This window comes from Bacillus salipaludis, from assembly GCF_030938565.1.
GTDB lineage: Bacteria > Bacillota > Bacilli > Bacillales > Cytobacillaceae > Neobacillus > Neobacillus salipaludis_A.
In genome coordinates, this window is sequence record NZ_JAVGVR010000001.1 from 3,087,917 (window position 1) to 3,114,001 (window position 26,085).

General features: G+C 36.3%; 22 protein-coding genes and 2 pseudogenes. 16 read left to right on the forward strand and 8 right to left on the reverse strand.

Annotation, left to right across the window (positions count from 1 at the left end; translation table 11 throughout):
* Positions 1-248 precede the first annotated feature (248 nt).
* The 5 genes from RCG21_RS15320 to RCG21_RS15340 all read left to right on the forward strand — a co-directional run bounded on the left by RCG21_RS15320 (position 249) and on the right by RCG21_RS15340 (position 5,571).
* Complete coding sequence (locus RCG21_RS15320; protein ID WP_308913356.1) at positions 249-2,327, forward strand: carbon starvation CstA family protein; 2,079 nt, start codon at positions 249-251, stop codon at positions 2,325-2,327.
* Positions 2,320-2,523, forward strand: a complete 204-nt coding sequence (locus RCG21_RS15325; RefSeq protein ID WP_133339540.1) for a YbdD/YjiX family protein — start codon at positions 2,320-2,322, stop codon at positions 2,521-2,523. The genes RCG21_RS15320 and RCG21_RS15325 overlap by 8 nt, the downstream gene beginning before the upstream one ends.
* A gap of 1,498 nt (positions 2,524-4,021) precedes the next feature.
* Positions 4,022-4,159 carry a hypothetical protein gene (locus tag RCG21_RS15330; RefSeq protein ID WP_165976394.1) on the forward strand — a complete coding sequence of 46 codons (138 nt, stop codon included), beginning with the start codon at positions 4,022-4,024 and terminating at the stop codon, positions 4,157-4,159.
* 175 nt (positions 4,160-4,334) lie between these two features.
* Positions 4,335-5,321, forward strand: coding sequence for an alpha/beta fold hydrolase (locus RCG21_RS15335; RefSeq protein WP_165976395.1), 987 nt, complete (start codon positions 4,335-4,337; stop codon positions 5,319-5,321).
* Positions 5,322-5,442: 121 nt separating this feature from the next.
* Positions 5,443-5,571 carry a hypothetical protein gene (locus RCG21_RS15340; RefSeq protein WP_268884143.1) on the forward strand — a complete coding sequence of 43 codons (129 nt, stop codon included), beginning with the start codon at positions 5,443-5,445 and terminating at the stop codon, positions 5,569-5,571.
* 493 nt (positions 5,572-6,064) lie between these two features.
* On the opposite strand, the gene RCG21_RS15345 is transcribed toward RCG21_RS15340, so the two are convergent.
* Complete coding sequence (locus tag RCG21_RS15345) at positions 6,065-6,550, reverse strand: hypothetical protein (RefSeq protein WP_308913357.1); 486 nt, start codon at positions 6,548-6,550, stop codon at positions 6,065-6,067.
* Positions 6,551-6,661: 111 nt separating this feature from the next.
* On the opposite strand from RCG21_RS15345, the gene RCG21_RS15350 reads away from it, so the two are divergent.
* From RCG21_RS15350 to helD, 9 genes and pseudogenes are all read left to right on the forward strand, one after another.
* Entirely contained in the window at positions 6,662-7,048 is a 387-nt protein-coding gene (locus RCG21_RS15350) for a hypothetical protein (RefSeq protein WP_208025426.1), read from the forward strand.
* Between the two features lie 847 nt (positions 7,049-7,895).
* Positions 7,896-8,039: a hypothetical protein gene (locus tag RCG21_RS15355; protein WP_308913358.1), complete on the forward strand. Its 144-nt coding sequence runs from the start codon at positions 7,896-7,898 to the stop codon at positions 8,037-8,039.
* Between the two features lie 162 nt (positions 8,040-8,201).
* Positions 8,202-8,645: an NUDIX domain-containing protein gene (locus tag RCG21_RS15360; RefSeq protein WP_133339546.1), complete on the forward strand. Its 444-nt coding sequence runs from the start codon at positions 8,202-8,204 to the stop codon at positions 8,643-8,645.
* 185 nt (positions 8,646-8,830) lie between these two features.
* Positions 8,831-9,028 carry a hypothetical protein gene (locus tag RCG21_RS15365; RefSeq protein ID WP_026575535.1) on the forward strand — a complete coding sequence of 66 codons (198 nt, stop codon included), beginning with the start codon at positions 8,831-8,833 and terminating at the stop codon, positions 9,026-9,028.
* Positions 9,029-9,435: 407 nt separating this feature from the next.
* Positions 9,436-9,978, forward strand: a complete 543-nt coding sequence (locus tag RCG21_RS15370; RefSeq protein WP_133339548.1) for a dihydrofolate reductase family protein — start codon at positions 9,436-9,438, stop codon at positions 9,976-9,978.
* A gap of 66 nt (positions 9,979-10,044) precedes the next feature.
* Positions 10,045-10,500 carry a GNAT family N-acetyltransferase gene (locus tag RCG21_RS15375; protein WP_133339550.1) on the forward strand — a complete coding sequence of 152 codons (456 nt, stop codon included), beginning with the start codon at positions 10,045-10,047 and terminating at the stop codon, positions 10,498-10,500.
* Positions 10,501-11,040: 540 nt separating this feature from the next.
* Positions 11,041-11,325, forward strand: a pseudogene (locus RCG21_RS15380) (exosporium protein C); the annotation flags it as partial.
* Positions 11,326-11,562: 237 nt separating this feature from the next.
* Complete coding sequence (locus RCG21_RS15385) at positions 11,563-12,081, forward strand: YfiT family bacillithiol transferase (RefSeq protein WP_133339552.1); 519 nt, start codon at positions 11,563-11,565, stop codon at positions 12,079-12,081.
* A 364-nt stretch (positions 12,082-12,445) separates the two neighbouring features.
* Complete coding sequence (gene helD, locus RCG21_RS15390) at positions 12,446-14,752, forward strand: RNA polymerase recycling motor HelD (RefSeq protein ID WP_133339554.1); 2,307 nt, start codon at positions 12,446-12,448, stop codon at positions 14,750-14,752.
* A 202-nt stretch (positions 14,753-14,954) separates the two neighbouring features.
* Here helD and RCG21_RS15395 read toward each other — a convergent pair whose 3' ends face one another.
* The 6 genes and pseudogenes from RCG21_RS15395 to RCG21_RS15425 all read right to left on the reverse strand — a co-directional run bounded on the left by RCG21_RS15395 (position 14,955) and on the right by RCG21_RS15425 (position 21,609).
* Entirely contained in the window at positions 14,955-16,052 is a 1,098-nt protein-coding gene (locus RCG21_RS15395) for a GerAB/ArcD/ProY family transporter (protein ID WP_133339556.1), read from the reverse strand.
* 28 nt (positions 16,053-16,080) lie between these two features.
* On the reverse strand, positions 16,081-17,307 hold the full coding sequence (locus tag RCG21_RS15400; protein ID WP_165976396.1) for a Ger(x)C family spore germination protein: 1,227 nt from the start codon (positions 17,305-17,307) through the stop codon (positions 16,081-16,083).
* Positions 17,288-18,772 carry a spore germination protein gene (locus RCG21_RS15405; protein ID WP_133339560.1) on the reverse strand — a complete coding sequence of 495 codons (1,485 nt, stop codon included), beginning with the start codon at positions 18,770-18,772 and terminating at the stop codon, positions 17,288-17,290. The genes RCG21_RS15400 and RCG21_RS15405 overlap by 20 nt, the downstream gene beginning before the upstream one ends.
* 227 nt (positions 18,773-18,999) lie before the next feature.
* On the reverse strand, positions 19,000-19,410 hold the full coding sequence (locus RCG21_RS15410) for an alkyl sulfatase C-terminal domain-containing protein (RefSeq protein ID WP_308913359.1): 411 nt from the start codon (positions 19,408-19,410) through the stop codon (positions 19,000-19,002).
* 33 nt (positions 19,411-19,443) lie between these two features.
* Positions 19,444-20,570 (reverse strand): annotated as a pseudogene (locus tag RCG21_RS15420) (alkyl/aryl-sulfatase); the annotation flags it as partial.
* A 646-nt stretch (positions 20,571-21,216) separates the two neighbouring features.
* Positions 21,217-21,609, reverse strand: coding sequence for a GNAT family N-acetyltransferase (locus RCG21_RS15425; protein ID WP_133339564.1), 393 nt, complete (start codon positions 21,607-21,609; stop codon positions 21,217-21,219).
* Positions 21,610-22,072: 463 nt separating this feature from the next.
* On the opposite strand from RCG21_RS15425, the gene RCG21_RS15430 reads away from it, so the two are divergent.
* Positions 22,073-22,873 carry a glycosyl hydrolase family 18 protein gene (locus tag RCG21_RS15430; RefSeq protein ID WP_235824941.1) on the forward strand — a complete coding sequence of 267 codons (801 nt, stop codon included), beginning with the start codon at positions 22,073-22,075 and terminating at the stop codon, positions 22,871-22,873.
* A 313-nt stretch (positions 22,874-23,186) separates the two neighbouring features.
* Here RCG21_RS15430 and RCG21_RS15435 read toward each other — a convergent pair whose 3' ends face one another.
* On the reverse strand, positions 23,187-24,410 hold the full coding sequence (locus tag RCG21_RS15435; RefSeq protein ID WP_308913361.1) for an IS110 family RNA-guided transposase: 1,224 nt from the start codon (positions 24,408-24,410) through the stop codon (positions 23,187-23,189).
* 283 nt (positions 24,411-24,693) lie between these two features.
* Between RCG21_RS15435 and RCG21_RS15440 the strand changes: the two genes are divergently transcribed.
* Positions 24,694-26,049: a TrkH family potassium uptake protein gene (locus RCG21_RS15440; RefSeq protein ID WP_133339566.1), complete on the forward strand. Its 1,356-nt coding sequence runs from the start codon at positions 24,694-24,696 to the stop codon at positions 26,047-26,049.
* Positions 26,050-26,085: the final 36 nt, after the last annotated feature.

The window sequence follows — 26,085 nt, forward strand, 5'->3', positions numbered from 1 at the left end:
TAGATCAAGAATTAGATTATATTCTTATGATTATAGGTTCTCGTAATAATATTATGTTAACCATAAATTAAACTCAATTCGACTAGTTGTTAAAGTAAATTGGTAAAAAGAGTAGAAGTGGATATGGCTGTTTCTGGATTTATATTCGAAAAACCGATAGAAACAACAGAATAGGACTAAGGAGTTATTTTAATCTTCTGAATAATAAATTACAATATTGGTATATTTTAGAAAAGGTGGCGATGTGAATGAAAGCGCTTAGATCGATTTTATTTTGGGGGCTAATAGCAGCTCTCGGTGCGGCAGGTTTTGCTGTAATGGCCTTAAACAGCGGCGAAAGCATTAATGCCGTATGGCTTTTAACAGCTGCAGTATGTGTCTATGCCATTTCTTATCGATTCTATAGCAGGTTTATTGCTCATAAGGTGTTCCAGCTTGATGACAGACGCAAAACACCTTCAGAAATCCATAACGACGGAAAAGATTATGTACCAACAAACAAATGGGTTCTCTTCGGCCACCACTTTGCAGCCATTGCCGGTGCAGGACCATTAGTCGGGCCCATTCTTGCAGCCCAAATGGGATATTTGCCTGGAACCATCTGGATTGTCGTTGGGGTGGTGCTGGCTGGTGCGGTTCAAGACTTTATCATTCTATTTGGCTCAATGCGGCGAAATGGAAAGTCACTCGGTGAAATGATTAAAGATGAAATGGGCCGCGTCACTGGTTTGATCTCGATGATTGGTATTTTAGGAATTATGATTATTCTATTAGCCGTATTGGCCCTGGTGGTCGTGAAAGCATTGACGGGCAGTCCATGGGGGATGTTTACCATTGCAGCCACGATACCAATTGCAATTTTTATGGGAATTTACATGCGTTATATTCGTCCAGGCCGGGTTGGTGAAGCATCCATAATCGGAATTGTATTATTACTTTTCTCCCTCTATTACGGTCAAACAGTAGCTGAAACTCCTGAATTAGCTAAGCTGTTCACCTTTAAAGGGGAAACCATCGCCATCATGATGATCATCTATGGATTTATTGCTTCAGTTTTACCTGTATGGCTTCTATTAGCACCTCGTGATTATTTAAGTACGTTTTTAAAGGTGGGAACGATTCTTGCATTAGCCCTAGGAATCATTATTGTTGCACCGAATCTGGAAATGCCTGGCCTGACGAAATTTATTGATGGGACGGGTCCGGTATTTGCCGGGAATCTCTTTCCATTCTTATTTATTACCATTGCCTGTGGGTCCGTTTCTGGGTTCCATGCCCTGGTCTCCTCGGGTACAACCCCTAAAATGATTGAGCGTGAATCACATGCACGACCAATTGGATATGGGGCGATGCTGACAGAATCATTTGTGGCCATTATGGCAATGATCGCGGCATGCGTATTGACTCCAGGGGTTTATTTTGCGATTAACAGTCCACCTGCCCTGATCGGAACGGATGTTGTCCAAGCAGCAAATACTGTTTCTAGTTGGGGATTTACCATCACTCCAGATATTCTGCAAACACTTGCCAAGGATGTGGGGGAGCAAACGATTCTTTCTAGAACCGGTGGTGCACCAACCCTTGCGATTGGGATGGCGGTGATTTTTTCAAAAATTATTGGCGGTAAGGCGTTAATGGCTTTTTGGTACCATTTTGCCATCCTGTTCGAAGCCTTGTTCATTTTAACGACCGTTGATGCTGGGACCCGAGTAGGGCGTTTTATGATTCAAGACTTACTTGGAACGGTTTATAAGCCTTTTGCAAAAACGGAATCTTTCTTTCCCAATATTATTGCAACAGCCTTGTGCGTTGCTTGCTGGGGGTATTTCTTATATCAAGGCGTAATTGATCCGTTAGGCGGTATCAATACGTTATGGCCGCTTTTTGGAATCGCCAACCAAATGTTGGCCGGAATTGCCTTGCTGCTCGGTACAACGATTCTTTACAAAATGGGCAAAAAAGCATATGTATGGGTCACACTGTTGCCAACAACGTGGCTGCTAATTGTCACATTAACGGCAGGCTGGCAAAAATTATTTCATGAAAATCCGAAAATCGGCTTCCTCGCTCATGCGGATATTTTTAGTGAAGCAAATGCTACGGGAAAAATCCTTGCTCCTGCAACGACGGCAGCACAAATGAAGCAAGTGATTATCAACGATTATGTGGATGCAACGCTTACAGCCATTTTCATGATTGTAGTCATTGTCGTGTTAATTTCTGCACTCCAAATTTGGTTTAAAGTCCTAACCAATCAAAAGTTACCGTTGAACGAATCACCCTATGTTGGACGGGATACAGGAGGCGATTTTCAACATTATGCTTAACAAAATAAGAGAATTCAACGCCTACAGGAAGCAATTCATCAGTTTGCTGGTCGGAGTCCCAAGCTATGAAACCTATGTCGAACATATGGAATTGCACCATCCGGACATGCCGGTTAAATCGCGAAAAGAGTTCTTCTGTGAAGCACAGGAGGCACGGTATAACGCGAAGGGCGGGAAGGTTTCAAGGTGCTGTTAAGCTTTTGTCTAACATGAGCACTGTTCGCCATTGATCGGTTGGCTTATGAAGACCATTTTCCAAGGGATCTCCCAGAGTTTTGTGCTTCTTGGAAGTTATGAAGACCATTTTTTAAGGGAATCCCAGAGATTTGTCCTTCATTGAGGTTATGAATACCATTTTCAAAGGGGTATCCTTGGGTTTCGTGCTTCATTGAGGTTATGAAGACCATTTTCAAAGGGGTATCCTTGGGTTTTGTGCTTCATTGAGGTTATGAAGACCATTTTTAAAGGGTGCTCCCAGAGTTTTGTGCTTCATTGAGGTTATGAAGACCATTTTCAAAGGGGTATCCCTAAAATTTGTCCTTCATCGAGGTTATGAAGACCATTTGCAAAGGGGTATCCTTAAAATTTGTGCTTCATTGAGCTGATGAAGACCATTTTCAAAGGGTATCCCTTAAATTTCTCCTTCATTGAGCTGATGAATACAATTTTCAAAGGGGAATCCTTAAAATTTGTGCTTCATTGAGCTGATGAAGACCATTTGCAAAAGGGTATCCCTAAAATTTATCCTTCATCGAAGTTATGAAGACCATTTTCAAAGGGAAATCCTTGATTTTTGTCCTTCATTGAGGTTATGAATACCATTTTCTAGGGGCATCCCAGAGAGTTGTCCTTCATCGAAGTTATGAAGACCATTTTCAAAGGGGTATCCCTAAAATTTATCCTTCATCGAAGTTATGAAGACTATTTTCAAAGGGGAATCCTTGATTTTTGTCCTTCATTGAGGTTATGAATACCATTTTCTAGGGGCATCCCAGAGAGTTGTCCTTCATCGAAGTTATGAAGACCATTTTCAAAGGGGTATCCCTAAAATTTGTCCTTCATCGAAGTTATGAAGACTATTTTCAAAGGGGAATCCTTGATTTTTGTCCTTCATTGAGGTTATGAATACCATTTTCTAGGGGCATCCCAGAGAGTTGTCCTTCATCGAAGTTATGAATACCATTTTCAAAGGGGTATCCCTAAAATTTGTCCTTCATTGGGTATGTAGACTATTTTCCAAGGGGAATCCTTGATTTTTGTCCTTCATCGAAGTTATGAAGACCATTTTCAAAGGGGAATCCTTAAGATTTGTCCTTCATTGAGGTTATGAAGGACATTTTCTAGGTGAATCCCAGAGATTTGTCCTTCATCGACGTTATGAAGACCATTTGCAAAGGGGAATCCTTAAAATTTGTCCTTCATTGAGGTTATGAAGACCATTTTCAAAGGGGTATCCCTAAAATTTGTCCTTCATTGAGCTGCCGAAGAACATTTTTAAAAGGATATCCCTTAGTTTTGTGCTTCATCGAGCCGGTGAAGACCATCTTCAAAGGGGAATCCCTACCTTTTGTCCTTGATCGGAACGGTTGGATTATAAGAGGGTATATTGAATTTCCAAAAACACATGCACATATTCTAACAACCGCCCATATAGTAACTTCTGTGGGTAAAATGTTAGGAAGGAAGAGTGAACAATGAATAAAACTCAATTAATAATACCAGCGAAAAACATGTGTAAAGATGGGAAAAATGGTTATAAGGTAATAGAATTCAATGTATCGGATCCAAGCGAAAATTTATTTGCAGTAGTTACTCCAGTAAAAAAGCAATAAAAATAATCCCAAACTTGTAAAACTATCTTTTTAGTATTGATACATAGAAAGATGGTTTTCTTTATTTTTGAAACATTCTATATGGTCCCTAAGTTACATACCTATGTACTATTCTTCATTATTCAATCAATGTCTCAGTAATGTTGTTAAATTAAATGAAGGGGGAAGTGGGATCATGTTTTATAGAAAAACAAAGGAGATTGATAGTCAATTCGAAGCGATTACAACTTTAGATGAAGTCCAGATTGGCGGACTTAAACAGACTATCCTCATTAGAGGAGAAAACACAAATAACCCGTTAATGCTGTTTTTACATGGCGGACCTGGAACCGCCCAAATCGGCTTGGCTCCTAAATTTCAAAGGGATTTAGAAAAACACTTTACAGTAGTGAATTGGGACCAACGGGGCGCAGGGTTATCCTACTCCAAGGAGTTAAAAAAAGAAGACCTGACGATTGAAAATATGGTAAATGATTCAGTTGAATTAATTCAATACCTGTTAAAACGCTTTAACCAGCCAAAGCTGTTTTTAATAGGACATTCATGGGGATCGGTGCTAGGGGTTTTAGTGTCCCAAAAAGCACCAGAATTCATCTATGGATACATAGGGATCGGTCAGGTAGTGAATATGAAGGAAGGCGAAAAAATTTCCTATGAATATACACTCAATAAAGCGAAAGAATCCAATCATAAGAAGGCACTAAAAAAATTAGCGGAGATCGAATATAATCCATTAGATATGAAATACCTAGGAGTTCAAAGAAAGTGGCTGGCCAAACTTGGAGGATCCTTCATCGGCGTAACCATGTATAATCTTGTCTATTCAAATATTCTATTTGCACCAGAATATACCATGAAAGATTGGTTCGTTTTTATCAAAGGGGGCAAGTTTTCTTTGGATTCTTTATGGGAACAGTTAATGGATATTAATTTCATCGAGACGGCTCCAAAGCTTGAGGTTCCCGTTTATCTTTTCGCAGGCAGACATGATTACCAAGTCCCATCTATCGTAGCAGAACAATATTTCCACACATTGGAATGTCCACATAAAGAATGGATCTGGTTTGAAAATTCAGGGCATCTTTTAAACTACGAAGAAGTGGAAAAATTCAATGCGGAATGCCTAAAGATTAAAGAGACAACGTTAACACCAGTCCGTTAAATCAAAGCAGGAAGCATAGCACACAAAAAAGAAAGCAAACTAAAAGGGTGGATGCTCGAATGAGGAAATAGGTGTAGGCATCCTTGATAAGATAACAAACTCAATTGGAGGATGGGTAAAAATGTCTACAAAAAAGAACAAGGAATTTAGAAATAATCATGCTATGCCTAAGACAGATGTAGAATTTGCAAACAATGGACTGGAAAAAGTAGCCTTAAAATCCCAAGAAAGACAAGGAAAAAATAAGTGAACCGAGGGGACAGTATACCTGTCCCTCAAATAAACAGGCTAAAGGAGATCGTCAACAGGCGGTCTTTTTTGTGTGATAAGAAGGCCAAACATTGTTGATGAGATGATTTTCAGATGTGCAACCATTCAAGAAAATGGTTACTAGGTTTTTTTGTGAATGGTTTTATAAAAGAATCTTGAAATAAATGTCATTAGGAAGTATCGAGAACAAGTGACGAAAAATTGTTTGATATTCACTTTCAAGATATCCATTTTTACCAAAATGAGATCCAAAATAATATGGATAAGAGGTAATAGGATCCTATAAAACAACCCTGCCTTTGAAGAAGTAATGGTAGCGATTAGAGAGAGTATCAAACTGTATAACGGGATTATTTTAAAATGTTCAGTCCACGTATGAAAATATCCACGCCCAAATCGAATAAGACGTTTCATTGCAGAAATGTACATTAGAGTAATCCAAACTACTTCAATAGCCAAGTAATGAGCAATGTTCATTGCCCATCTTTTTTTGTTGATAGTGCCTTATAAAACCCATCACTAATATAAAAATAAACATTTAATAAAACAAGAGTGTAGATAGGCTTCCACCAATTTATTTTATATATATTTAATCGGATAAATAATTTCTCAATACTATAATAAAAAATGCTGAAATTGATTTTCCATTTCCAGTTTTTGTTGAGTAGAGTTAGAAAAGTAGCTGTAATGGGTACATAAAACGCTTGTGAGAAGATCCCTCCTAAGATTGTATCAAAAACACGCTTTTTCATAATTGACGGTTTGTATCTATAACCATGAAATAAGTTGAGGGTCGGATACTCAAATAAATAAGCAAAACCAATATTGGATAATAGTAAAATCCACACATCCTTATGGTTTTTACGCTTTAGCAATATCAAAAACATAACTACGTGAATAATTGCTAAAATCAAAAATGGAGTTGAGTTCTTATTGAAAAGTTTTTTCTTTTTTCTCATTCTTCACACCGTTTTGGTTTTTGACATATAGATTTATTATTGTTCATTTGAAGGGAAATATTTATTGGGAGCATCTACCGTTAGCAAATTATTAAAAGGAGTGTTGGAATAGTGAAGCAAAGCAAAAAATTTATCTTAGGCTTTTTGTTAGCTGTTTCATTTGTTGGAATTTCAGCATGCAGTATTTCATCTGGTGGCGATAACTCAAATAACTATAATACACAGTCATCCACTACAGATGATCCAACAGAGAATAAAGAAGGAACATCAAACAAAGGCACAAGTTCAAGTACCAATAAGTCCGATAAGGCTGTAAACCGTCCAACAGGTGCTTGGGTGGATTCTTTTGAGAAAGAATTATATGATGGTTATCACGTTACGCCAAGTCGCTACAAGAATATTGGCAACGGCTATTGGGAAGTTTGGGTTAAAGAAGTTGATACTGGAGATAATCCATATGTAACGGTCAATCAAAATACAGGTGATTTTCATGGATAATAAACTTAAAAATGAGCTTGAAGATATCCAAGCTCATTTTTTGAGTATTCAATTTTGAATTTGTATGTACCAGTTCCTAATGTCATAGATTGTATAAACAAAAAAAGAGAGCGATTTAGATCCTGCTCCGTGGTATCAGCCCCATCCTTCGCTAACACCGGCGATAACCCCACTTGTTATCCAACCATCTTTATTATAATTGTAAACGCTTACAAATGACAAGGATTTTGCTCTTGTTAGATAAAGATTTACAGCATTGAAGAAAAAGACCGAGCGATCCTAAGCTTTTTCTTTAAAACTAACATATTTATACAGACTTATTAAGCTGTGCTTATTGAATTAACTGGCAGGTTAATAAGAGGTTAAAGGAAAACTAATACATTTTGGAGAATTACCTACATAGATAAATGACTAGAGGTGCGAAATAGTGAGAAAAAATGTATTTTTATTTGGGTCAATTTTCCTTATAGCATTTTTTGTTTTTAATATTTATCAATTGAATCGCCCAAAGATTGGTCCAATTGGAAATGGTGAAATATCTACAATATCTTGGAGTTTAACCTTTTTCCCACTAATATTGGCATTTATATTTTTATTGTTGTTTATCGCTTTGAGCGTCCGTAATAGAAAAAAATAAAGAGGCTAATTTTGTAGAAGAAAATTCAACATCACCAACTTACCAAATAAATCTAATACATTTACTATTAGCTTTGTAAAATATTACACTTAAACTAACGGAGTGAAGAGTTTAAGAGTAGGTTGCTGTGGCATTCCTTTTCTTGTTCTGCTAACGGGGAGATAGTTGAAGAAAAAATGGTATTATGGAGATATAGGGAGGTTATATTTTATGGTAATTCAATCAAATATGACTTCAAAAGCTATAACAGATGTGTGGGAAGAAACAGTTGAGGTTTTTCAAAAATACAATGTTCCAATTACAGAAAGGTATTACAGATATTGGTCACAGAAAACACTCTCCAGGTTTTATTAACAGAATTAAACTATGTTGTAGGTAGTTCCACTGCAACTTGCATAGAAGGTGGCTGACAAATGCCATCTTAAGAGGAGTAGGTCACTCCTTTGTATACATATGTTTAAAATCAAGGAAAAGGTTCGTTTACTTTCATAAAGAATTTTATCATTGGAGGTATGTATGGGTTATTGTGAAGACATGAGAGAAATGATTGGGGATTCTCCACTAATCATTGTGCGGCCTAGTGTAGCTATCATTAATGACAAAGGAGAAATTTTACTGAGTCGAAATGTAGGTGGAATGTGGACTATTCCAGGTGGAACTTTACAGTTAAATGAGTCCGTGGAAGAGTGTATTACACGAATGGTCTTTGAAAATATAGGTTTAAAAATAAAGGCGTTAAAATTGTTTGGTGTCTATTCAGGCAAGGAATTAATAAATCGAGTCGATGAAAGGTATCATACTGTTGCAATTGGTTATTTATGTACCGAGTACGAAGGAGAAATAACTCTTGAGAGTGTTCAAGGAATAGAATCCAGATTTTTTAGATTAAATCAATTACCCGATGAAATCGAACCTTATATTAAGAATAAATTATTTGAATTAAAAGGTCACTTAAAATAAAAACATTAGTAGATTAAAAGTTTGCTGAGGCTGCCTTCTTTTTTTGAATTAAAGTGCAGGAGCTTCCAATAAAGTTTTTCACATTTTCTAATCTCCCTGTATTTAGGTACCTTATTTTTTACAATTTCATTTATTAAAAAGTAGCACAAACAAAAATCATTTTAATTTATCATAAGAGGTTATCAATGAAGTTATATACACTTAAACGGCAATTTAATGGATATAAAAAAGGAACACAATTTTACCTGATTACTGAATCAGAATTTATAGGGGTTAAAGAGTTTGTATTGAGAACGAAAGATTTAACGAATAGTATATCGATCAATGAAAGTGAACTTCTTAAGAATTTTATTTTCATAAAGGAAATCTTTTTTATCAAATGAAAGGCACCGAATAAGGAAGTAAATAGGAAGATATCAAAGGGGTAAAAATTGTTATAGACGAGGACTAACACTCATTGTACGAACATTTTTTGAAATAAGGAACTGGATTTTTTCTTATTTCACAAGGCGGATTGTAAAATATTGTTTTTAAACTATTGAGTTCCTTTCATTAAAAAACTGGCTGCAAAAAATGCAGTCTTTTTCTTATTCGATTAACGTGGCTGTATATTCGGAGAAGAGTAAAAGCTCCTTTATGTCGCTTATGTGCCAAACTGTGAAAAAAGAGTCAGGTTTCCCCACTAATTATTTAGCTCATCTAATTTTTTAATCTCGGGAATTTATAGGAATTTATAAAAGTTTTAGAGATATATTTAGAAAGTCAGTTTTTAAAGGGGAGGGATTTCTAAATGGCAAAATTGATTTATCATATTGCAATTACACTTGACAATTTTATTGCAGATTTGAATGGAGTAGCTGACGATTCTATATTTTTAAATCAGGGTGATCATTTCACAGATTTCATTTCCGATATTCAACAATATGATGCGGTATTAATGGGGGGAAAAACATATGAATACGGCTTTCAATTCGGTCTAAAGCCGGGTGAGCCTAGCCCATATAAGTTGAAGCATTATATTTTCTCAAACACAATGCAGTTTGAATCAAACGATGAAGTGAAATTAATTAAAAATAACGCGGTAAGCTTTATTCAAGATCTCAAAATGAAGGAAGATGGAAAGTTGTGGCTCTGCGGGGGAGGTAAATTGGCGGGTTCATTAATTCAACATAAACTTATTGACCAATTAGTCTTAAAAGTTAACCCTGTAATGATTGGCACGGGGATACCTCTATTTGGCAGTGTTAAACCTCGTTTAAATATGGAATTAGTTGACATGCAACAGTATTCGAACGGAGTCCTTAAATCAACGTATAATATCATTTATTCATAGCAATAAAGGGGAAAATCGAGTGTTAATTAATCCCTTAGTTATTATAATATAGAGAGGAGTAAGAATATGGAATTACAAACGGAAAGACTTAAAATCGTTCCGTGTACAGATGAATTATTATCAACGATTTCAACAGAAGAATACAAAATAGGCCCTCATATAAAGATGTTTTTGGAGAAACTTAGAGAGGATTCTACTCATTTAGGTTGGGGTGTATGGCTAGTTATCAATAGAGAAAACAATACGATTATAGGTGATATTGGATTTAAAGGTAAACCTAATTCAGAAAATACGGTTGAAGTAGGATATGGAATTATACCTTCGGCACAAAACAAAGGCTATGCAACTGAAGCCGTAAATGAAATTATTAATTGGGCGTTTACAAATGTTGATGTAGATAAAGTAGTTGCTGAGTGCCTACACGATAATATTCCATCCATTAAAGTGTTAGAAAAGCTGAATATGAATAAAATTGGAAAAGTGAATGAGATGTTAAAATGGGAATTAAAAAAAGGGAGATGAGCTTAATTTAATCATTTTAATAATTAGAGCTATTTTTATGGAAGTCAATGAGAAGTGTTTGAAGCCCTACATTGCTTAATAGAAACTCAAGACAGTAATTAATATTTCATTTTTAATCGCAATAGAAAATTAAATTTCAAATAAAACTTATTTAAGAAAAGGGCGCAATTCTGCAGTAAGAATTGTGCTCTTTCTTTATGTTAAGGGCTAGGTAGAAGAGGAAGGTAATATAAATAATTTGCAAAAATAAAAAACCAGGATTTCTCCTAGCAATCGCACATAAGATGTAGTTACGAAGAACAATGGTTGAAGGTTATTGTGAATATATTTTATTACATTCAAATTATTTTGCTTGTGTATTCGTCTATATAAATATTGAAAGAGCAAGGCATTTTGTGGAGGGTGTAATCTAAGGTGAATTTTCCCTTGCTCTGATATTAGTTTTCACTATTTGTATTTCGTTTTATACAAAAAATGGAAATTAATCTTTTCTTCTTCAATTTCGATTGCGATACGTGTTCTTCTATCTATCTCGATTTCACCGTAGATGTAGAAGATATCACAGAAACATCGCAAGTTTAATTTCGTATTTTCCACGATGGTTCTCAAATTTTTGAAGCGCAGGCGGGAGCTGAATCAGATCCTTCATCAGAATTATTTTATATAGAAACATTCCAAGCAATTGATACAAATGTAAGATCTGGGGCTCATACGTACATGCTTACAGTTGAAAATGCGACACCATGTGCGGAAGCAGCTGTAGTTGGTCCTATCTCGTTTAGTGCGTTAGCAATTGAAAGGAAATCTGATAAATCCGACCATTAAAAGTCGATATCGAAAAAACAAGTAATATAAAAAGTAGAGTCAATTAACTAATGGGTCCATTCTTGAAGACTGGCTGCAACAAAAGGCAGCCTTTTGTTATTGGATTAACGAATAGTGTAGGTGAAAACCTATATAGGTGTAAAGGATTTAAAGGAAATGATGTAGAATTACATATTTTTAGACATATCATTTAGTTAGCCAAAAAAATTACTAGTGACTTTATAGGAGGAAGAGTAGATGGAAATGAAATATCCAATTGGAACATTTCAATTTAATGGTGAGATTACTAACAACATTACAAAGGATTGGATAAGTGAGATTGAAAGTTTACCAAGATTATTACGAGATGCTGTAAAAGACTTAGATAATGAACAGCTTAATACACCTTATCGGTCAGGGGGGTGGACTGTTCGACAAGTAATACATCACCTTGCGGATAGTCATATGAATGCCTACGTTCGTTTTAAATTGGCTCTTACAGAAGAAAAGCCTGTAATTAAGCCCTATGACGAAACTAAATGGGCGGAACTTGCTGATTATACATTACCAATTGATATTTCACTATCATTGCTCGAAGCATTGCACCAACGCTGGACAAACCTTTTACGAAGTCTAAGTCCAGCTGATATGGAAAAGACATTTATCCACCCAGATTCGGGTGAAGTTTCAGTTGGTAGAAATATAGGAATCTACGCTTGGCACGGGCGACATCATCTGACACATATTACTTCTTTGTGTAATCGTAAGGGCTGGTAATGGACTTTGTGAACGATTACACTTAGAGTAACGGGGGCAAGAGTTGAAGGTTAACATTTACAGGAACACCAAGCGTATACGCTGTAACTAGTTTGAACTGTTGCCTGTACGGATCTATACGCCAGTTATAATAAGGTGAATAGTTCATCACATAAACTCCTTTAATGAAAAAAAACAGTACTGTGTATGTAATGTGTTTAAGTAATGCTCCACAAAACAAAATCCTTTATGTTTTTTTTGATTTCTTTTAATATAAACTTCACCTTTGACCCTGAGAAATAAAAACTTGACGGTGATAAATGTTTTCGTTAATCTTAATATCCCATGTTTCCATTAATGAGTAGAGAGGTGACGAAATTACAGGATGAGTGCAAAAGATCAGGTGTCTGTCCGGGACCATAAAGATTACCAGGAAGAAGTGGAGCGTTTAGAGTTTACCAAGGAATACATAAGAACTGTTTTAGAGATCTCAAAAGGAAATAAAGAATTCTTTGTTGAAAACATGAAACAAGCTCTTGCTGAACTAGATGACAAAGAGAGCAGTGCAAGTTACACAGACCTGCTTGCCAATGCACGGTTCCTTGAGCTAGCTCAAAGTGAACTGAAAAGATTAGAAAGTGTGGTAGGCAAGCCTTATTTTTCAAGAATCGATTTTACAAGCAATAGCACAAAAAAGGAAGAAAACTTGTACATTGGTAAAGTGTCCTTGTTTGACCGTGTGACACAACAGCCAATCATCGTGGATTGGCGGTCACCGATTGCCAATGTGTACTATGACGGCCGGCTCGGGGATGTTTCGTATGAAGCATATGGGGAGACCCAAACGGGTTACTTATCCTTAAAACGGCAGTATGAAATTGTCGAGGGGTATTTAAAAGAAATCCGCGACATTGATTTGACGACACATGACGAACTGCTGCAAAAATCCTTGTCAGGGAAAGCAGACAATCGCTTAACTGAAATTGTTGCGACCATTCAAAATGAGCAAAACGAAGTAATCCGAGCATCGCTGAAACACCCTATCATTGTTCAAGGGGCTGCGGGAAGCGGGAAGACAACCATCGCACTCCATAGAATATCCTACTTTCTTTATTCCTTTGGTTATCAATTTCCTCCAGAAAAACTCATGATTCTCGCACCAAACCGATTATTTATCGATTATATATCTGCCGTTTTACCAGAACTCGGCGTCAATAAAATCAACCAAACCACCTTTATTGATTTCATGAAAGCTTCATTAGGGCAGAAAATAAAACTGATGTCTCCTACTACAAAGTTGATGAAACTTCTTGAAGGAAAAGGAGCATCCAAATCCATCCAATGGATGTCCAGTTATAAGGGGTCCCTTGCATTTAAAGAAGCAATCGATGGGTATCTATATGAATTGGAAGTAAGTCTGGCTCCTGCAGAAGATTTTATCGTGGAAAAATCAATTCTTCTGAAGGGACAAAATCTCAAACGACTTTTTTTAAAAGAATATACGTACTTACCAATCTATAAAAGGATAGCGAAAATAAAATCACTGCTAGAGAGTGACTTAAAAACGAAAAAAGCCATCATCAAAACCAAAATCAACACGAAATATGATGAGGCGTTAGATCGGGCTCTTTATAGCAGAAGGATCGATACTGAAAAAAGAAAGCAAAAAGTAGTCGACCTCATGGATATGAAAAAACAAAGAATCGCTCAGGTAGAGAAAGAAGCGAAGACTGCGGTAAAAAAGTATATGGAACAGTTTGTGATGAAAGATGTTTTCACTTTGTACAAGGAATTGATGTCCTCACCTGAAGTCCTAAAAAAGTATTCCAACAATCTGACCGATCAAGAATGTAAGGTTCTAAGTCAATTTTGTCAGCGGATTTTTGATCGCGGGGCTTACGAACTCGAGGACTTAGCTCCGTTATTTTATATGAAAGCAAAACTAGAAGGCATCGATGAAAAATACAAAATGCGCAGTATCTTCATTGATGAAGCGCAGGATTACAGCTATTTTCAATTTGCAGCCTTGAAAGAAGGCTTCGAAACTGATTTGTTTACCATTGTCGGAGATTTAGCACAAGGGATTCATTCCTACCGCGGTTTAAATAGCTGGGAGCCGGTATTAAAAGAGATCTTCCCAAATGGGAATTATCAAGCCCTGCAAAAAAGTTACCGAACCACTGTTGAAATTATGAATTTGGCCAATGATATCCTGAAGTTGATTGATCAGGACTTACCAAAGGTTGAACCCGTCATCCGGCACGGTCAAAAACCATGGTTTAAAACGATTGATCCTGCTAATTTGGATCAGGTAAGGCTGCAGCTGGAACATGATATTTCTTCACTTAAAGAGGAAGATCTGAACTCCATTGCGATCATTGGACGTACTGACAAAGAATGTCAAAGAATCCATGCGATCCTTGAAAAAAGTCAGCTTTCGATTCAATTGTTAGAGGGAAAAGAAGATATGAAGAAGGGGTATGTGGTGATTGTGCCTTCTTATTTATCGAAAGGGTTGGAGTTTGATGCAGTTATGGTAGTATGCTTGGAGGAGCCATTCTCCAAAGTAGACTTAGACATTAAATTACTGTACGTCGCGATGACAAGGCCAATGCATCGGTTGTATTTGTATGGGAAAGAGCGATCGGATTTTTTATTAGATTGTACATCCCAATTACATTTTGATTTGTAAAAAGTGTCAGTGACCATCCGGAAAAGGATGGTACTGGCACTTTCTTTTATTTAGAGGATACCCTTTTGGGTTAAACAATCTTTTAATTCTGAATTTGAATGAATATTTTTGTAACAGCTAAACAAGGGGCGAATTCAATTTATGGTAATAATAGCACATAAGGGAAGGGTTCAAAACTAAAAGCCTGATAGGTAGGATTCCTTTAAAAGGATTTCGCTATAAATTTCTTTATGAACAAACTGATAACTAAGATTAATGGAATGACAATTTGAAATGGAATATGGAAATAAATTGGAACGACTTTCAATCCGATGAATAAGTGTTGAATAATATTTTTAGATAGCGTAAATGCGAATAAATAGGTTAGGATTGCTGAAATCATGGTTATCAGATTTAAATTTCTCTTTGGAAACAAGTGGACAAGAATCATTAACCCACTGTACATAAAGATTGAAATTTTAACAAATCCACCAATTAAATTAAGGAGAACAGCAAAAGCTTCTAAATGTGATAGGATATCTAAGATGTTAGTTAATTCTAAAGCTTTTACAAATGGGAATACATATAAGTTGACTGTTTCAGAACTTAATAAGCCCAGTATCATTTCTCCGACTACAAGCAGCAATAAACCTGTTAAACATATAGAAATCCAGCCATATTTTCGTAAAGTTTTAGTATTGTTTACATTTGGAAATAGCATCATAAATACGATAAGCTCGCCATAAGGAAACGTTAATCCGGTTGGGAAAACAGATGACATTATCTGTTTCCAACTTGTCCGGAATATTGGAGTTAAATTGCTCACCTCAAAATAAGGAGAAAGGTATCCAAATATCATGAGAACTAATATGATAACAATTGAAAAAGCACATAAAATCAATGAACTCCTTGCTATAGCTTCAATGCCAAGTAAACAACTATAAAACACCACCAAAAGAAACGTGAAAGATATAATCCAAAAAGGAATATTGTTAAAAAGCACTTCCCCGATGAAAAAAGAGAAATCTTTTAAAACCCTTCCTGCGATGTATAAAAAGTATAGACTATATATAAGCCCAAGTATTTTGGATACCCACTTTCCTAATCCTAGTTCTATAAGTTGAATCAAATTTCCCCATTCTCCTAAAGAGTGGAGGATGATGTAGAGATAAAAAATTCCTACCCCTATAAATATCGATAGTAAAATGGTAATCCAAACATCTTGACTAGTTTCAAAGTTCCAGCCTACGACGATGGCACTTCCAAGCAAAAAGTTAATCATTAAGGAGAATAATTCCAATGGAGCCAGTTTGATCATCATTTAATCTATTCCTTTCTATGGACAAAGCCTATTTTAAAGACGATGAAATTTCTCCTATATCCATAAGATCCACTTTTACATTTGTTTGAATTTGTGCAGTTGAGTATACGGAATTCCAGTTGTTTTTTACTTTGTTCCACCTTTTTGGTTGTTTTCGGTACAAAACTTCCCCAAATCCATTTATATCAGTCTTTTTATTTTGCGTTTTCACTATCAGCTGATTAATCTGTTTTTGGAGTTCAAGTTCTGCATCATGTTCCAAAGAGGAAATGGCTTTTATGGTAGAAGTATCTAAATTACATGATACGTCGGACAGCTTTCCTTTTATTTGAAGCTGGAGAAGAAAGGCTGGGGCCCCTTTTTTATCTTGTATTTGAATAACAGGTTTGCCTCGAACGTCTTTCCAGGTTACATATCCAGACCCTCTTTGGCACTTTGTTATCAAGGTGGTATCCCGAATTTTGGTTTTTGTTAACCCATATAAGTTACTTTCCGATGAAGAAAGCCAATATGAAAACCTTTGATGTTTGAATACGGCAAGTCCCTCTATCTCAATTAAGGCTTCTGGTGTAGCTTTTTCAATATTGTCCTTCGAAGATCCCTTTAATAAATCACCCTTTATGGAGATATAAGGGATGGTTAATTCAGTTCTTTTCCTATTTACCATTTCCTTAATTTTATTGGAAGTAATATCAGTGAGATTCCCCCAGGACTCTCGTTTTCTAGTGAGCATCTCATCCAATCGGTTTCCCGAAATTTTTTGAACAGGTGTAAAGATTTGAAGCAATTTTTCCGCTTTTACTCCCTTAGATATAACAATCTTGATGTTTGCGGGTAAATTTGATTCACGCATAAAGTAATGGGTGATGGAAGAAATTTCATCAGATTTTACAAGTGATTCCCCTAATACTGCGACTTCAGTATTATCCAAGAATATAGTTCGGGCTAATTTATTATGAATACGGTCGATTGCTTCAGGGATGGTCCTTCCTTGTGCACTGTATGTATACGCACCTATTTCAGCAGCTCCTTCTTTGCTGTTGGCGGTTGGATTATATATTTGTATGCTAGCAATGTATCCTTTCTCGTTTTTATCGATCCCAATTGCGGAAACTATACTGATTTTATTTAGCATACTATCCTGCACTTGTTTGCTAACGATTATGGAGATGATTAATCCAATCGCAAGAAACAAGGTTATCATTGATTTTGTGTTCGTTTGCTTTACCTGATTGTTACGCTTCATCTGTCTCATCCATATTTTCTTCTTTCGTAAAATGAGACTCATCATTGATCATTTCATCTAGTGATAGTTGAATCGCGCTATCTTTTAAATCATGAGCAACGAACGGAGCAAAAGGAGATAAATAGGGTACCCCAAAACTACGCAATGAACAAAGATGGAGTAATAATACAAGTGACAATAGGGCTATACCGTAAAAGCCAAGAGCTGCACCCCCGGCTATAAAACAAAGAGTGATATTTGCTGCCGTTATTCGCAGTTGGTAAATAGGGACAACACTAACTAAAATATACGTAACACTTACGATGACTAAGCTTGGAGGTTCGACTAATTGTGATTCAATTGCAGACTGTCCTAAAATAATCCCTCCAAAAATAGACACTGTAACAGCAATGTTTTGCTGTAAGCGGGTGGAGCTTTCGTTTATGGCTATAATCACGATAATCAATATGGTTACTTCTAACGAGGTAGGAAATGGTACTAATTCTCGCTGTGATACAAACCCCACTAACAGTTTGACTGGTAACAAGTTTGCATGGTACGTCATAAAAGCTACATATGCGCCAGGAATATATAAGGATAAAAAAAATAGTGAAAATCGAATTAAGCGCGTATTAATGAAACCTGTATTACTAAAATAATAGTCCTCCGGTGTTTGGAAAAATTGAATGAGCACCGCAGGAGCAATTAGGATATAAGGAGAACCATCTACAAAGATGGCGATTCTTCCTTCCAGCATTTCGGCTGCTACTACATCAGGTCGATCTGTATTGAGCACGAGTGGAAAAAAAGACTTGGACTCCTTTGTAAGAACGGACTCAATATAATTCGCTTCCAAGACTGCATCTAAATGGAGGTTTTCAAGGCGTTTATAGATTGTCTCTAGTATTTGTTTATCCACTATATTTTCAATGTACATTACAGATACGTCGGTATGGGTGTTAGTTCCATACTGTTTGGTGGATACTCTTACATTTGGATTTTTGATAATCTTTCGAACGAGAGAAATGTTTGTACTCCTATTTTCAGTGAAACCGACGTCAGGACCTTTAGCAACTCGTTGTCCTTTAGGGCTTTCTACACTGCGAGCATTCCATTTTGTCGTATCAGTTGAGAGGAAGGTACTTATTCCTTCCAAAATAACTAGGGTTTTGCCTTTCAGTAACTCAGATGAAGCAAGATTCATATCTTCCACTCGTGTAATCTTTTTTACTTGAATAACAGATAATTCTATAAAAGAAAGCAGTTCCACATCAGTTTGGAATCCCGGTAGCTTATACGATAATAAAGGTTCTATTACGTACTGCTGAACCGAATTCGAATCTACGATTTCATCGATGAACAAAACTGCTGCTTGCTTATCTATACTGGTCAAAGTAATTTCTCTTATTTGAAAATCCGAACTCTTCCCCAACATTGTATTTAAGGCTTGTATATTATAATCGAGAACACTTGATGTTTTGTTGTTAAGGTTCATTTGGATCACCTGAGATTCATTTCAATTTATTTTATTTTCTCTGCAAAGGTAAAAAAATATGCAGAGGAAAGGGATAATAACACGTTGTAATTGTTTTGGAGGTAGGGACAGAAATATAGCTTTTATAGGATATAAATAATAAATGAAAGAAAGCGAACTAGATTCCGTTCGCTCTCCCAGTGAAATTATTTAAAGTATGATGAACGGATGCGGTGAGGGGTGGGGACTTATGGAGTCATAATATTGAAATGAGGATCTATTTTATCCAGTACTCCCAAGAATGATTGCCATTTATTTTTATCTCCTTGGATAATAATTATGGAGTTATTGGTTTGAATATTAGTTGTTGCAAGTTCGTATAATCTATCTTTCCACATGGTAACAGTTAAATCAGCTCCACTAATTAGCTCATTTTTAAGATACCTAAATATGCCTCGCTTAATTTCTGTTGAGGCTAATTCATTTCGGTCGGGAATGACAAAATTAATTTTAAAATCAAAATCTCCTGCTTTGATTCCATCAACTCTAATGCTTAATAAATATAAAATACTTTGAAGGGGAATCGTATCTAACACATCATTTGTTATTGTCGAAATTGGAATTGTTTTTTTGCCGCCTCTTAGTTCTTGGGCCCCCATTAAATACTCATTTCTCCATGGAGCTGATTCCGCAATATATCCTAATTGTTCTAATGCATCTGCACATAAAAGCTTAGCTTCTTGATTGTTTGGATTATAATAAATGACTTGCTTAGTGACTTCTGCTACCCATTGATACTCGCCATCTTGATAAGATTTTTTTGCTTTTTCAAGTACAGCATCTTCCCCCCCATAAATTCCACGTATTTACTAGCTGACTCCTCTGGAAGTAATTTATTTAAATCGACTGGATTTCCATTATACCAACCCATGTATTTTTGAAAGACTGCCTTTGCATTATGATTAACTGTCCCATAAAAAGAACTGTTATACCATTCGTCACTTAGGCTTTTTGGCAGTTTCACCATCCGTCCAACTTCTTCCAATGTGTACCCTTGATTAATAAATCGTAAGGTTTGATCATTGATATATTGATACATATCTCTTTGTTTTTCTAAATAGTTAATACAATTATTATTTCCAAACCGTGGCCAGTTGTGTACTCCAAAAACACTAGTCAAGTCGTCACCAAATAAATCGATGGTTTGCTGTAAATTGGATGCCCAAGCAATGGGGTCCCTAACTTGGGCCCCTCTTAATGTATATAAATTATGAAGTGTTACAGAACAATTTTCTGCAATGCATAAGGACTTTTCACTTGGAATATAAATGTTCATTTCAGCAGGTGCTTCAGTTCCCGGAGTAAGTTGGAATTGTAAAGTGACACCGTCAATTATTTTTTCTATAAAGGGTACGTGACCGTAAGATGAAATTTCTTCAACATTATTCATTAAAGTCACTGTCCCAGTAGGCAATGCTTTACCAATTCCATTATCTATCTGTCCTTTATTATCATGTGGCAAGTGTAGCCCGAACATAAATGCACCTCGTCTATTCATGGCCACCCCTGCAGTTATATTTTCTTCAATTACAGATTTCATAAAATCTTTTGGAACGTAGATGACAACTGACTTTTCATTATCAGAAAGAACTCCTGAAATTCCACCGTAATGATCAACATGCGAATGAGTAATTATAATTGCTTTTATTGGGAAACTCCCTAAATTATTTGTTATTAATTGAAATGCAGCATCTGCAGTTTCTGTGCTAGTTAGACAATCAATTACAATCCAACCAGTTTTCCCTTTTATAACACTCATATTTGCGATGTCAAAACCTCTTACTTGATAAATATTTTCTGTTATCTTATACAATCCTGCATGGAGGTTTAATTTTGCTTGTTCCCATAGCTTTGGGTTTACTGTATCAGGTGTTTGTTCGTTTAATAAAAAAGAATATCTGCTTAAAATCCCAAACCGGTAACACTGTGTTTTTTCCGTGAATAACAGGGAAAGGGACAGGAACCAATCGATTCTTTTTTACTAATCCATCTTCTATTTCTAATTTTCCCCAATTGATATTTTTAAAAAAATTCTTATTTATTACCTGTGTTCGAAACGTTGCTCGTTTTCTAGTCGTATCGAATTCATTTTCACTATCTCGTTCATAAAAGTGCATCATAACACCTCGACTAATATTAATCTATGTATATATATAATGTAATAAAAGGGAGGTTTATGATAAAGTGGAGCACCACCTTGTAAACATGAAAAAGATGGTGCAATGTCTGTGGATGAATGTAGGAGTTTAGTCAATTTAATCATTTTGAGACGGATAATCAGCATTCGTGGAGGAAAAATTAAAATAATTTTCTTGGTGATTATTGAAAAATGATTATTTGCTTTAAAGAATAGTGCAGCAAGATTTCAAAGTAATTTTGCCTATACATTTCTGAATTAAAGTAAATTAATTCGGCGCAGCCATTAGTTCTTTCATATCTTTCTGCAAATCTTCAATTATGTTGCATTTATGTAAAAAAGCTTCCGTGTTTTCAGTTGGAAGAATTGGCGTAGTAGGATAATGTCTTTTTAAAGCTTTCACCAAATGCTTGCCGAATCCCTGATTTCGATGAGAGGGATTTATGGCAATATGTTGCAATAAGATTTGGTTATTTTTAAACAATATACCTATCAGGCCTACTATCCCTTCTTTTTCTTTCCACAGGTAGAGCGTTCGGTCTTTCTCCGTATCATACTCATTAATGGTGATCATCATTTTTTTAAGATCCTTTTCGCTTGGAATAAAGGATAGGAGCCCCATTGCAATTTTTTCATAACTTTTTTTATATTTTATTAGCAAAAAACATCCCTCACTTATTAAAACTCTACGTGACAATACCCTCAGAATCACCGAAAATTCTATCTGATTTTTCAGAATTATAACACAGCTATATATCAATTTCTTAATAAGAGCATTACATTTCAATATCAGAAAACTTACAAAAAATTAATTTGCTCCGCCTATGTACAAAAAAGGTATAGTTTAGGGTTTTATAAGTATTTTTTGAATGCTTTCTCTATTCTTAGCTAAAATTATGTGTACATAGTAGAGAAGTAGGTGCACGATTTTGCGAAAATGTTATCGGTCATTCATCATCATTTTTTTGAGTATGACCTTACTACCACTGACATCCTGTAGTCAGTCACAAAGCAAAGTGGAAACTAAAACAAATAAAACTCCTCGTGAAGTTCTAGGTTTCTACACTGAACAGGAAGGAAAATATCCAGGGTCTCAACCTATAATTGACGCGGAATTCACCAATTTGAGCATCATTGCTCCCTTTTGGTATAAGCTTGATGATCAACATCCGGGAAGTCTTATCGATTCTGTTACAGCGGACCATAAGCGAATGGTAATTCAGAATGCTCATAAAAAACATCTGAAGGTATATCTAGTTGTTCATAACCTTCTATATGAAACGGTTAAGGAAGGTAAACAAGTAGCGAGTGATGTGCTTGATCACGATATGAACCGCCATATGTTCATTCAAAACTTGCGAAAGGAAATCAATCAGTTTGAATATGATGGGATTAATATTGACATGGAAAATTTGTATTTATCTGACCGGGATTCCTTTAGTCTGATGATGAAAGAATTGTCTGATGCGCTGCATCATGAGGGGAAGGTGGTGACAGTTTCAGTCCCGCCAAACACAGGCGATTCCCGGGCGAATCCCTGGTCACCGTGGTTTGATTACGCAAAACTTGGTCAATTTTCTGATGGGTTAATGATTATGACCTACGATGAACATAACCCCAGAACAAAACCCGGGTCGACGGCATCAGTTGATTGGACAGAAGCAACCATTCTTTATGCTTTGAAACAGGGAGTGCCTTCCACAAAAATTTTACTCGGTATTGCTGGTTATGGATGGGACTGGGATACTACAACGAACAAAGCCGTTTATAGTTCTTATGCACAGGTAATGGGGCAGAAAACAAAATATAAAGCGAAAGTTAAGTGGGACTCTATTACGCAAACACCCCATTTTGGTTATACAGATGAAGAACATCATCGCCACCAAGTTGGTTCGAGAATAGCTCCAGTTTGCGGGTTAAACTAAACCTAATAGAAAAATATAACCTACGAGGCATTGGGATTTGGAGACTCGGCTTAGAAGACCCCAAGTACTGGACGGTCATACCGGAAAAAATAAAAGTAAAAAAATAGCGAGGGTATGATTTGCATTAACAATATGAATATCGGACAATGAAAGGATATAGAGAAAGAAAAAAACATTTGGATTATTCCACTACCATGAAAATAAACTTCTGTAATTCTGGAAAAAAGGCAATACTAAAGAAGACGCAGCTCATTCATTTTTAAAAAAGGGGAGAGCGCCTAATTCATTGATCCTTGGAATCGAGTTGAATAGATTAAGATGCTTCTGGTTCTTGTAAAGTAACTGTGTATCCTAAACTTTCAAGTCTTCGTAGTGAATGCCGAACAATGGATTGCTGTCTTTGTTTATCAAAGTAGTCTTCGCCTAAGTCTACATACATTTCTTTTCGTGTTAAGAGATAATAAGAGATACGTAACATGGCATGGGCGACCACTATTCCGGCTCGCTTTTTGCCTTTTCGTGATGCTGTTCGTCGATACAGTGCTCCGAGATAGTTCTTCGAACCTTTTACTGAATGAGCTGCTTCAGTTAATGCGGATCTCAAATACTTATTTCCTTTTTTGGTTTTAGCTGATTTCCTTTTCCCAGCACTTTCGTTCTGTCCAGGAACCAAACCTGCCCAGGAACACATATGTGCTGCACTTGGGAATTGTTTCTTAATATCAGTTCCGATTTCAGCTAAAATTTGCTCAGCCATCCTGGTGGCTATACCAGGAATAGAATCTAATCGTTCCACATCTTCTTGGTTGGTACGTACTCTTTTCGCTACTTCTTGATCGAGCATCTCAATCTCTTCAGTCAAAAAGTCAATATGTCTTAAAATCGTTTTTAACATTAGACGTTGATGGGATTGAATATAACCTTTAAGTGCGAGTTCCAGTTCATCTTTCTTCTTTTTCATTGAGCGACGTGCAAAGTTTGCTAGTTTTTCAGGATCCTCTTCTCCTTTGGCAATAGCATCAAGCATATCTCGAGCGGAAACACCCAAAACGTCTGAAACAACTGAACCCAATTTAATGTTCGCTCCTTCTAATACCTTTTGGATTCGATTGATTTGTCTTGCACGTTCCTCAATGATGCTCCGACGATAACGAACGAGTTCACGTAGTTCCCGTTGATTACGATCTGGAATGTAACTAGCTTTTAAAAGTCCATGACGAAGAAGTTTGGCAATCCATTCTGCATCCTTAACATCTGTTTTACGTCCGGGGACTGCCTTCATATGTTGAGCATTCACCACTAAAAACTCAATATCCTCAGCTTCTAGTAAATTCACAATAGGTTTCCAATAAACACTCGTGCTCTCCATGGCAACATGGGTACAATTATGTAGTTTAATCCAGTCAACCAACTGTAGTAGAAATACAGTTTTAGTAGAAAACGTTTGAATCTCCTTTCCTTCAGGTGTCAAAATACAGGCAGTAATATTGTCCTTATGGACATCCATTCCGCATGCTCTTTCAATGACTACATCCATTGAAAACATCCTTTCTACGGCTCACAATAATATTGGAGGCTGGTGCATCAACCAGAATAGGATTAATCTACCATGTGTGCTTCCCGTAAGGGAGCGACAGTCAGTGGTGCACCGTGGTCGGTGGAGTCAGACTAAAGGATGGGCTCTAACGCACCATAGTACAGCGACCTTCCTCTCCCAGCCGTAGAATCAGTATTGACGGTTTAAAAACATTTTCATTCTCTGTGGTGAAGAGCTGGTTTTTAGCGATTCATGTATGGCTAAAGGGGTAACATGGAGAGACATGGAAATTTTAAAACAGAAAAAAAAGATCTCACTACAACCTGCGCAATTAATCTTCATTTATTACTTCATTGCTGTGGTGGTTTCAACTATATTATTAATGCTGCCGATTACATTAAAACCCAATGTTCACTTAACGTTGATTGATGCGCTATTTACTGCTGTAAGTGCGGTTAGTGTGACAGGATTATCCACCATTACGATCAATGAGGTTCTAAGTGTTCCGGGAACATTTATTTTTGCGCTCATTTTGCAATTTGGCGGAATCGGAATTATGTTTCTTGGAACAACGATTTGGCTTTTAATCGGAAGAAGGATCGGAATAAAAGACCGAATGCTGATTATGACGGATCAAAACCTTCCCACTTTTTCCGGATTAGTTAAGCTCGTCAGAAATATCCTGTTCCTCTTTATAATCATGGAATTAGTAGCGGCTATTATTTTTGGTACATACTTTTTAAAATACTTTCCTACCTGGCAGGAAGCTTATTTACAAGGTTTCTTTGCGTCTGTTAGTGCTGCCACCAATGCGGGATTTGATATCACAGGAGAATCATTAATCCCATTTTCCCATGATTATTTTGTGTTAATCATGACGATGGTGTTGTTAATAATAGGAGCGATTGGTTTTCCAGTACTGATGGAAGTGATACAGTTTTTTAAACACCGGAAGAAAACACCTTATCGGTTTTCTTTGTTTACAAAAATTACGACGCTAACATTTTTTGCCTTAATTGTAGTCGGCACCATATTGATTTATGGATGTGAATATAATCGTTTCTTTGCCGATAAATCTTGGCACGAGTCTTTTTTTAATTCGCTGTTTTATTCGGTGTCTTCTAGGAATGGTGGACTTAATACAATCGATATTAATGAATATTCACCGCCAACTTTATTTATTTTAAGTATTCTTATGTTTATCGGAACATCTCCAAGTAGTGCGGGAGGAGGGATCAGGACGACTACTTTTGCGATTATGATATTAAGTATCTATTATTTTGCGAACGGAACAACGACCATAAAAATTTTCAGAAAGGAAATCGCGATGGAGGATGTCATAAAATCCTTTATCGTCATTACAACAGCGATGATGCTTTGTTGTATCAGTACCGTCATACTTAGCATCTTGGAACCGAATTTTTCATTATTGGAGATTATCTTTGAAGTTTCATCTGCTTTTGGAACGGTCGGTCTTTCCATGGGAATCACGGCAAAATTAAGTGTCATGGGTAAAGTTGTCATTATGATTTTAATGTTCATCGGAAGAATCGGCATCTTTACCTTTTTATTAATCATGGGTGGTAAACCACTTAAAACGAATTATCATTATCCAAAAGAGCGAATCATTATAGGTTAAAACTCAGTGCAGGAAATTTCCATTGAAGATAAAGGA

What these genes read in the sequence shown, in the direction of transcription:
- RCG21_RS15320 (WP_308913356.1), top strand. Translation starts at nt 249, where the DNA reads ATGAAAGCGCTTAGATCGATTTTATTTTGGGGGCTAATAGCAGCTCTC.
- RCG21_RS15325 (WP_133339540.1), top strand. Translation starts at nt 2,320, where the DNA reads ATGCTTAACAAAATAAGAGAATTCAACGCCTACAGGAAGCAATTCATC.
- RCG21_RS15330 (WP_165976394.1), top strand. Translation starts at nt 4,022, where the DNA reads ATGAATAAAACTCAATTAATAATACCAGCGAAAAACATGTGTAAAGAT.
- RCG21_RS15335 (WP_165976395.1), top strand. Translation starts at nt 4,335, where the DNA reads ATGTTTTATAGAAAAACAAAGGAGATTGATAGTCAATTCGAAGCGATT.
- RCG21_RS15340 (WP_268884143.1), top strand. Translation starts at nt 5,443, where the DNA reads ATGTCTACAAAAAAGAACAAGGAATTTAGAAATAATCATGCTATGCCT.
- RCG21_RS15345 (WP_308913357.1), bottom strand. Translation starts at nt 6,550, where the DNA reads ATGAGAAAAAAGAAAAAACTTTTCAATAAGAACTCAACTCCATTTTTG.
- RCG21_RS15355 (WP_308913358.1), top strand. Translation starts at nt 7,896, where the DNA reads ATGGTAATTCAATCAAATATGACTTCAAAAGCTATAACAGATGTGTGG.
- RCG21_RS15360 (WP_133339546.1), top strand. Translation starts at nt 8,202, where the DNA reads ATGGGTTATTGTGAAGACATGAGAGAAATGATTGGGGATTCTCCACTA.
- RCG21_RS15365 (WP_026575535.1), top strand. Translation starts at nt 8,831, where the DNA reads ATGAAGTTATATACACTTAAACGGCAATTTAATGGATATAAAAAAGGA.
- RCG21_RS15370 (WP_133339548.1), top strand. Translation starts at nt 9,436, where the DNA reads ATGGCAAAATTGATTTATCATATTGCAATTACACTTGACAATTTTATT.
- RCG21_RS15375 (WP_133339550.1), top strand. Translation starts at nt 10,045, where the DNA reads ATGGAATTACAAACGGAAAGACTTAAAATCGTTCCGTGTACAGATGAA.
- RCG21_RS15385 (WP_133339552.1), top strand. Translation starts at nt 11,563, where the DNA reads ATGGAAATGAAATATCCAATTGGAACATTTCAATTTAATGGTGAGATT.
- helD (WP_133339554.1), top strand. Translation starts at nt 12,446, where the DNA reads ATGAGTGCAAAAGATCAGGTGTCTGTCCGGGACCATAAAGATTACCAG.
- RCG21_RS15395 (WP_133339556.1), bottom strand. Translation starts at nt 16,052, where the DNA reads ATGATGATCAAACTGGCTCCATTGGAATTATTCTCCTTAATGATTAAC.
- RCG21_RS15400 (WP_165976396.1), bottom strand. Translation starts at nt 17,307, where the DNA reads ATGAGACAGATGAAGCGTAACAATCAGGTAAAGCAAACGAACACAAAA.
- RCG21_RS15405 (WP_133339560.1), bottom strand. Translation starts at nt 18,772, where the DNA reads ATGAACCTTAACAACAAAACATCAAGTGTTCTCGATTATAATATACAA.
- RCG21_RS15410 (WP_308913359.1), bottom strand. Translation starts at nt 19,410, where the DNA reads ATGGGGGCCCAAGAACTAAGAGGCGGCAAAAAAACAATTCCAATTTCG.
- RCG21_RS15435 (WP_308913361.1), bottom strand. Translation starts at nt 24,410, where the DNA reads ATGGATGTAGTCATTGAAAGAGCATGCGGAATGGATGTCCATAAGGAC.
- RCG21_RS15440 (WP_133339566.1), top strand. Translation starts at nt 24,694, where the DNA reads ATGGAAATTTTAAAACAGAAAAAAAAGATCTCACTACAACCTGCGCAA.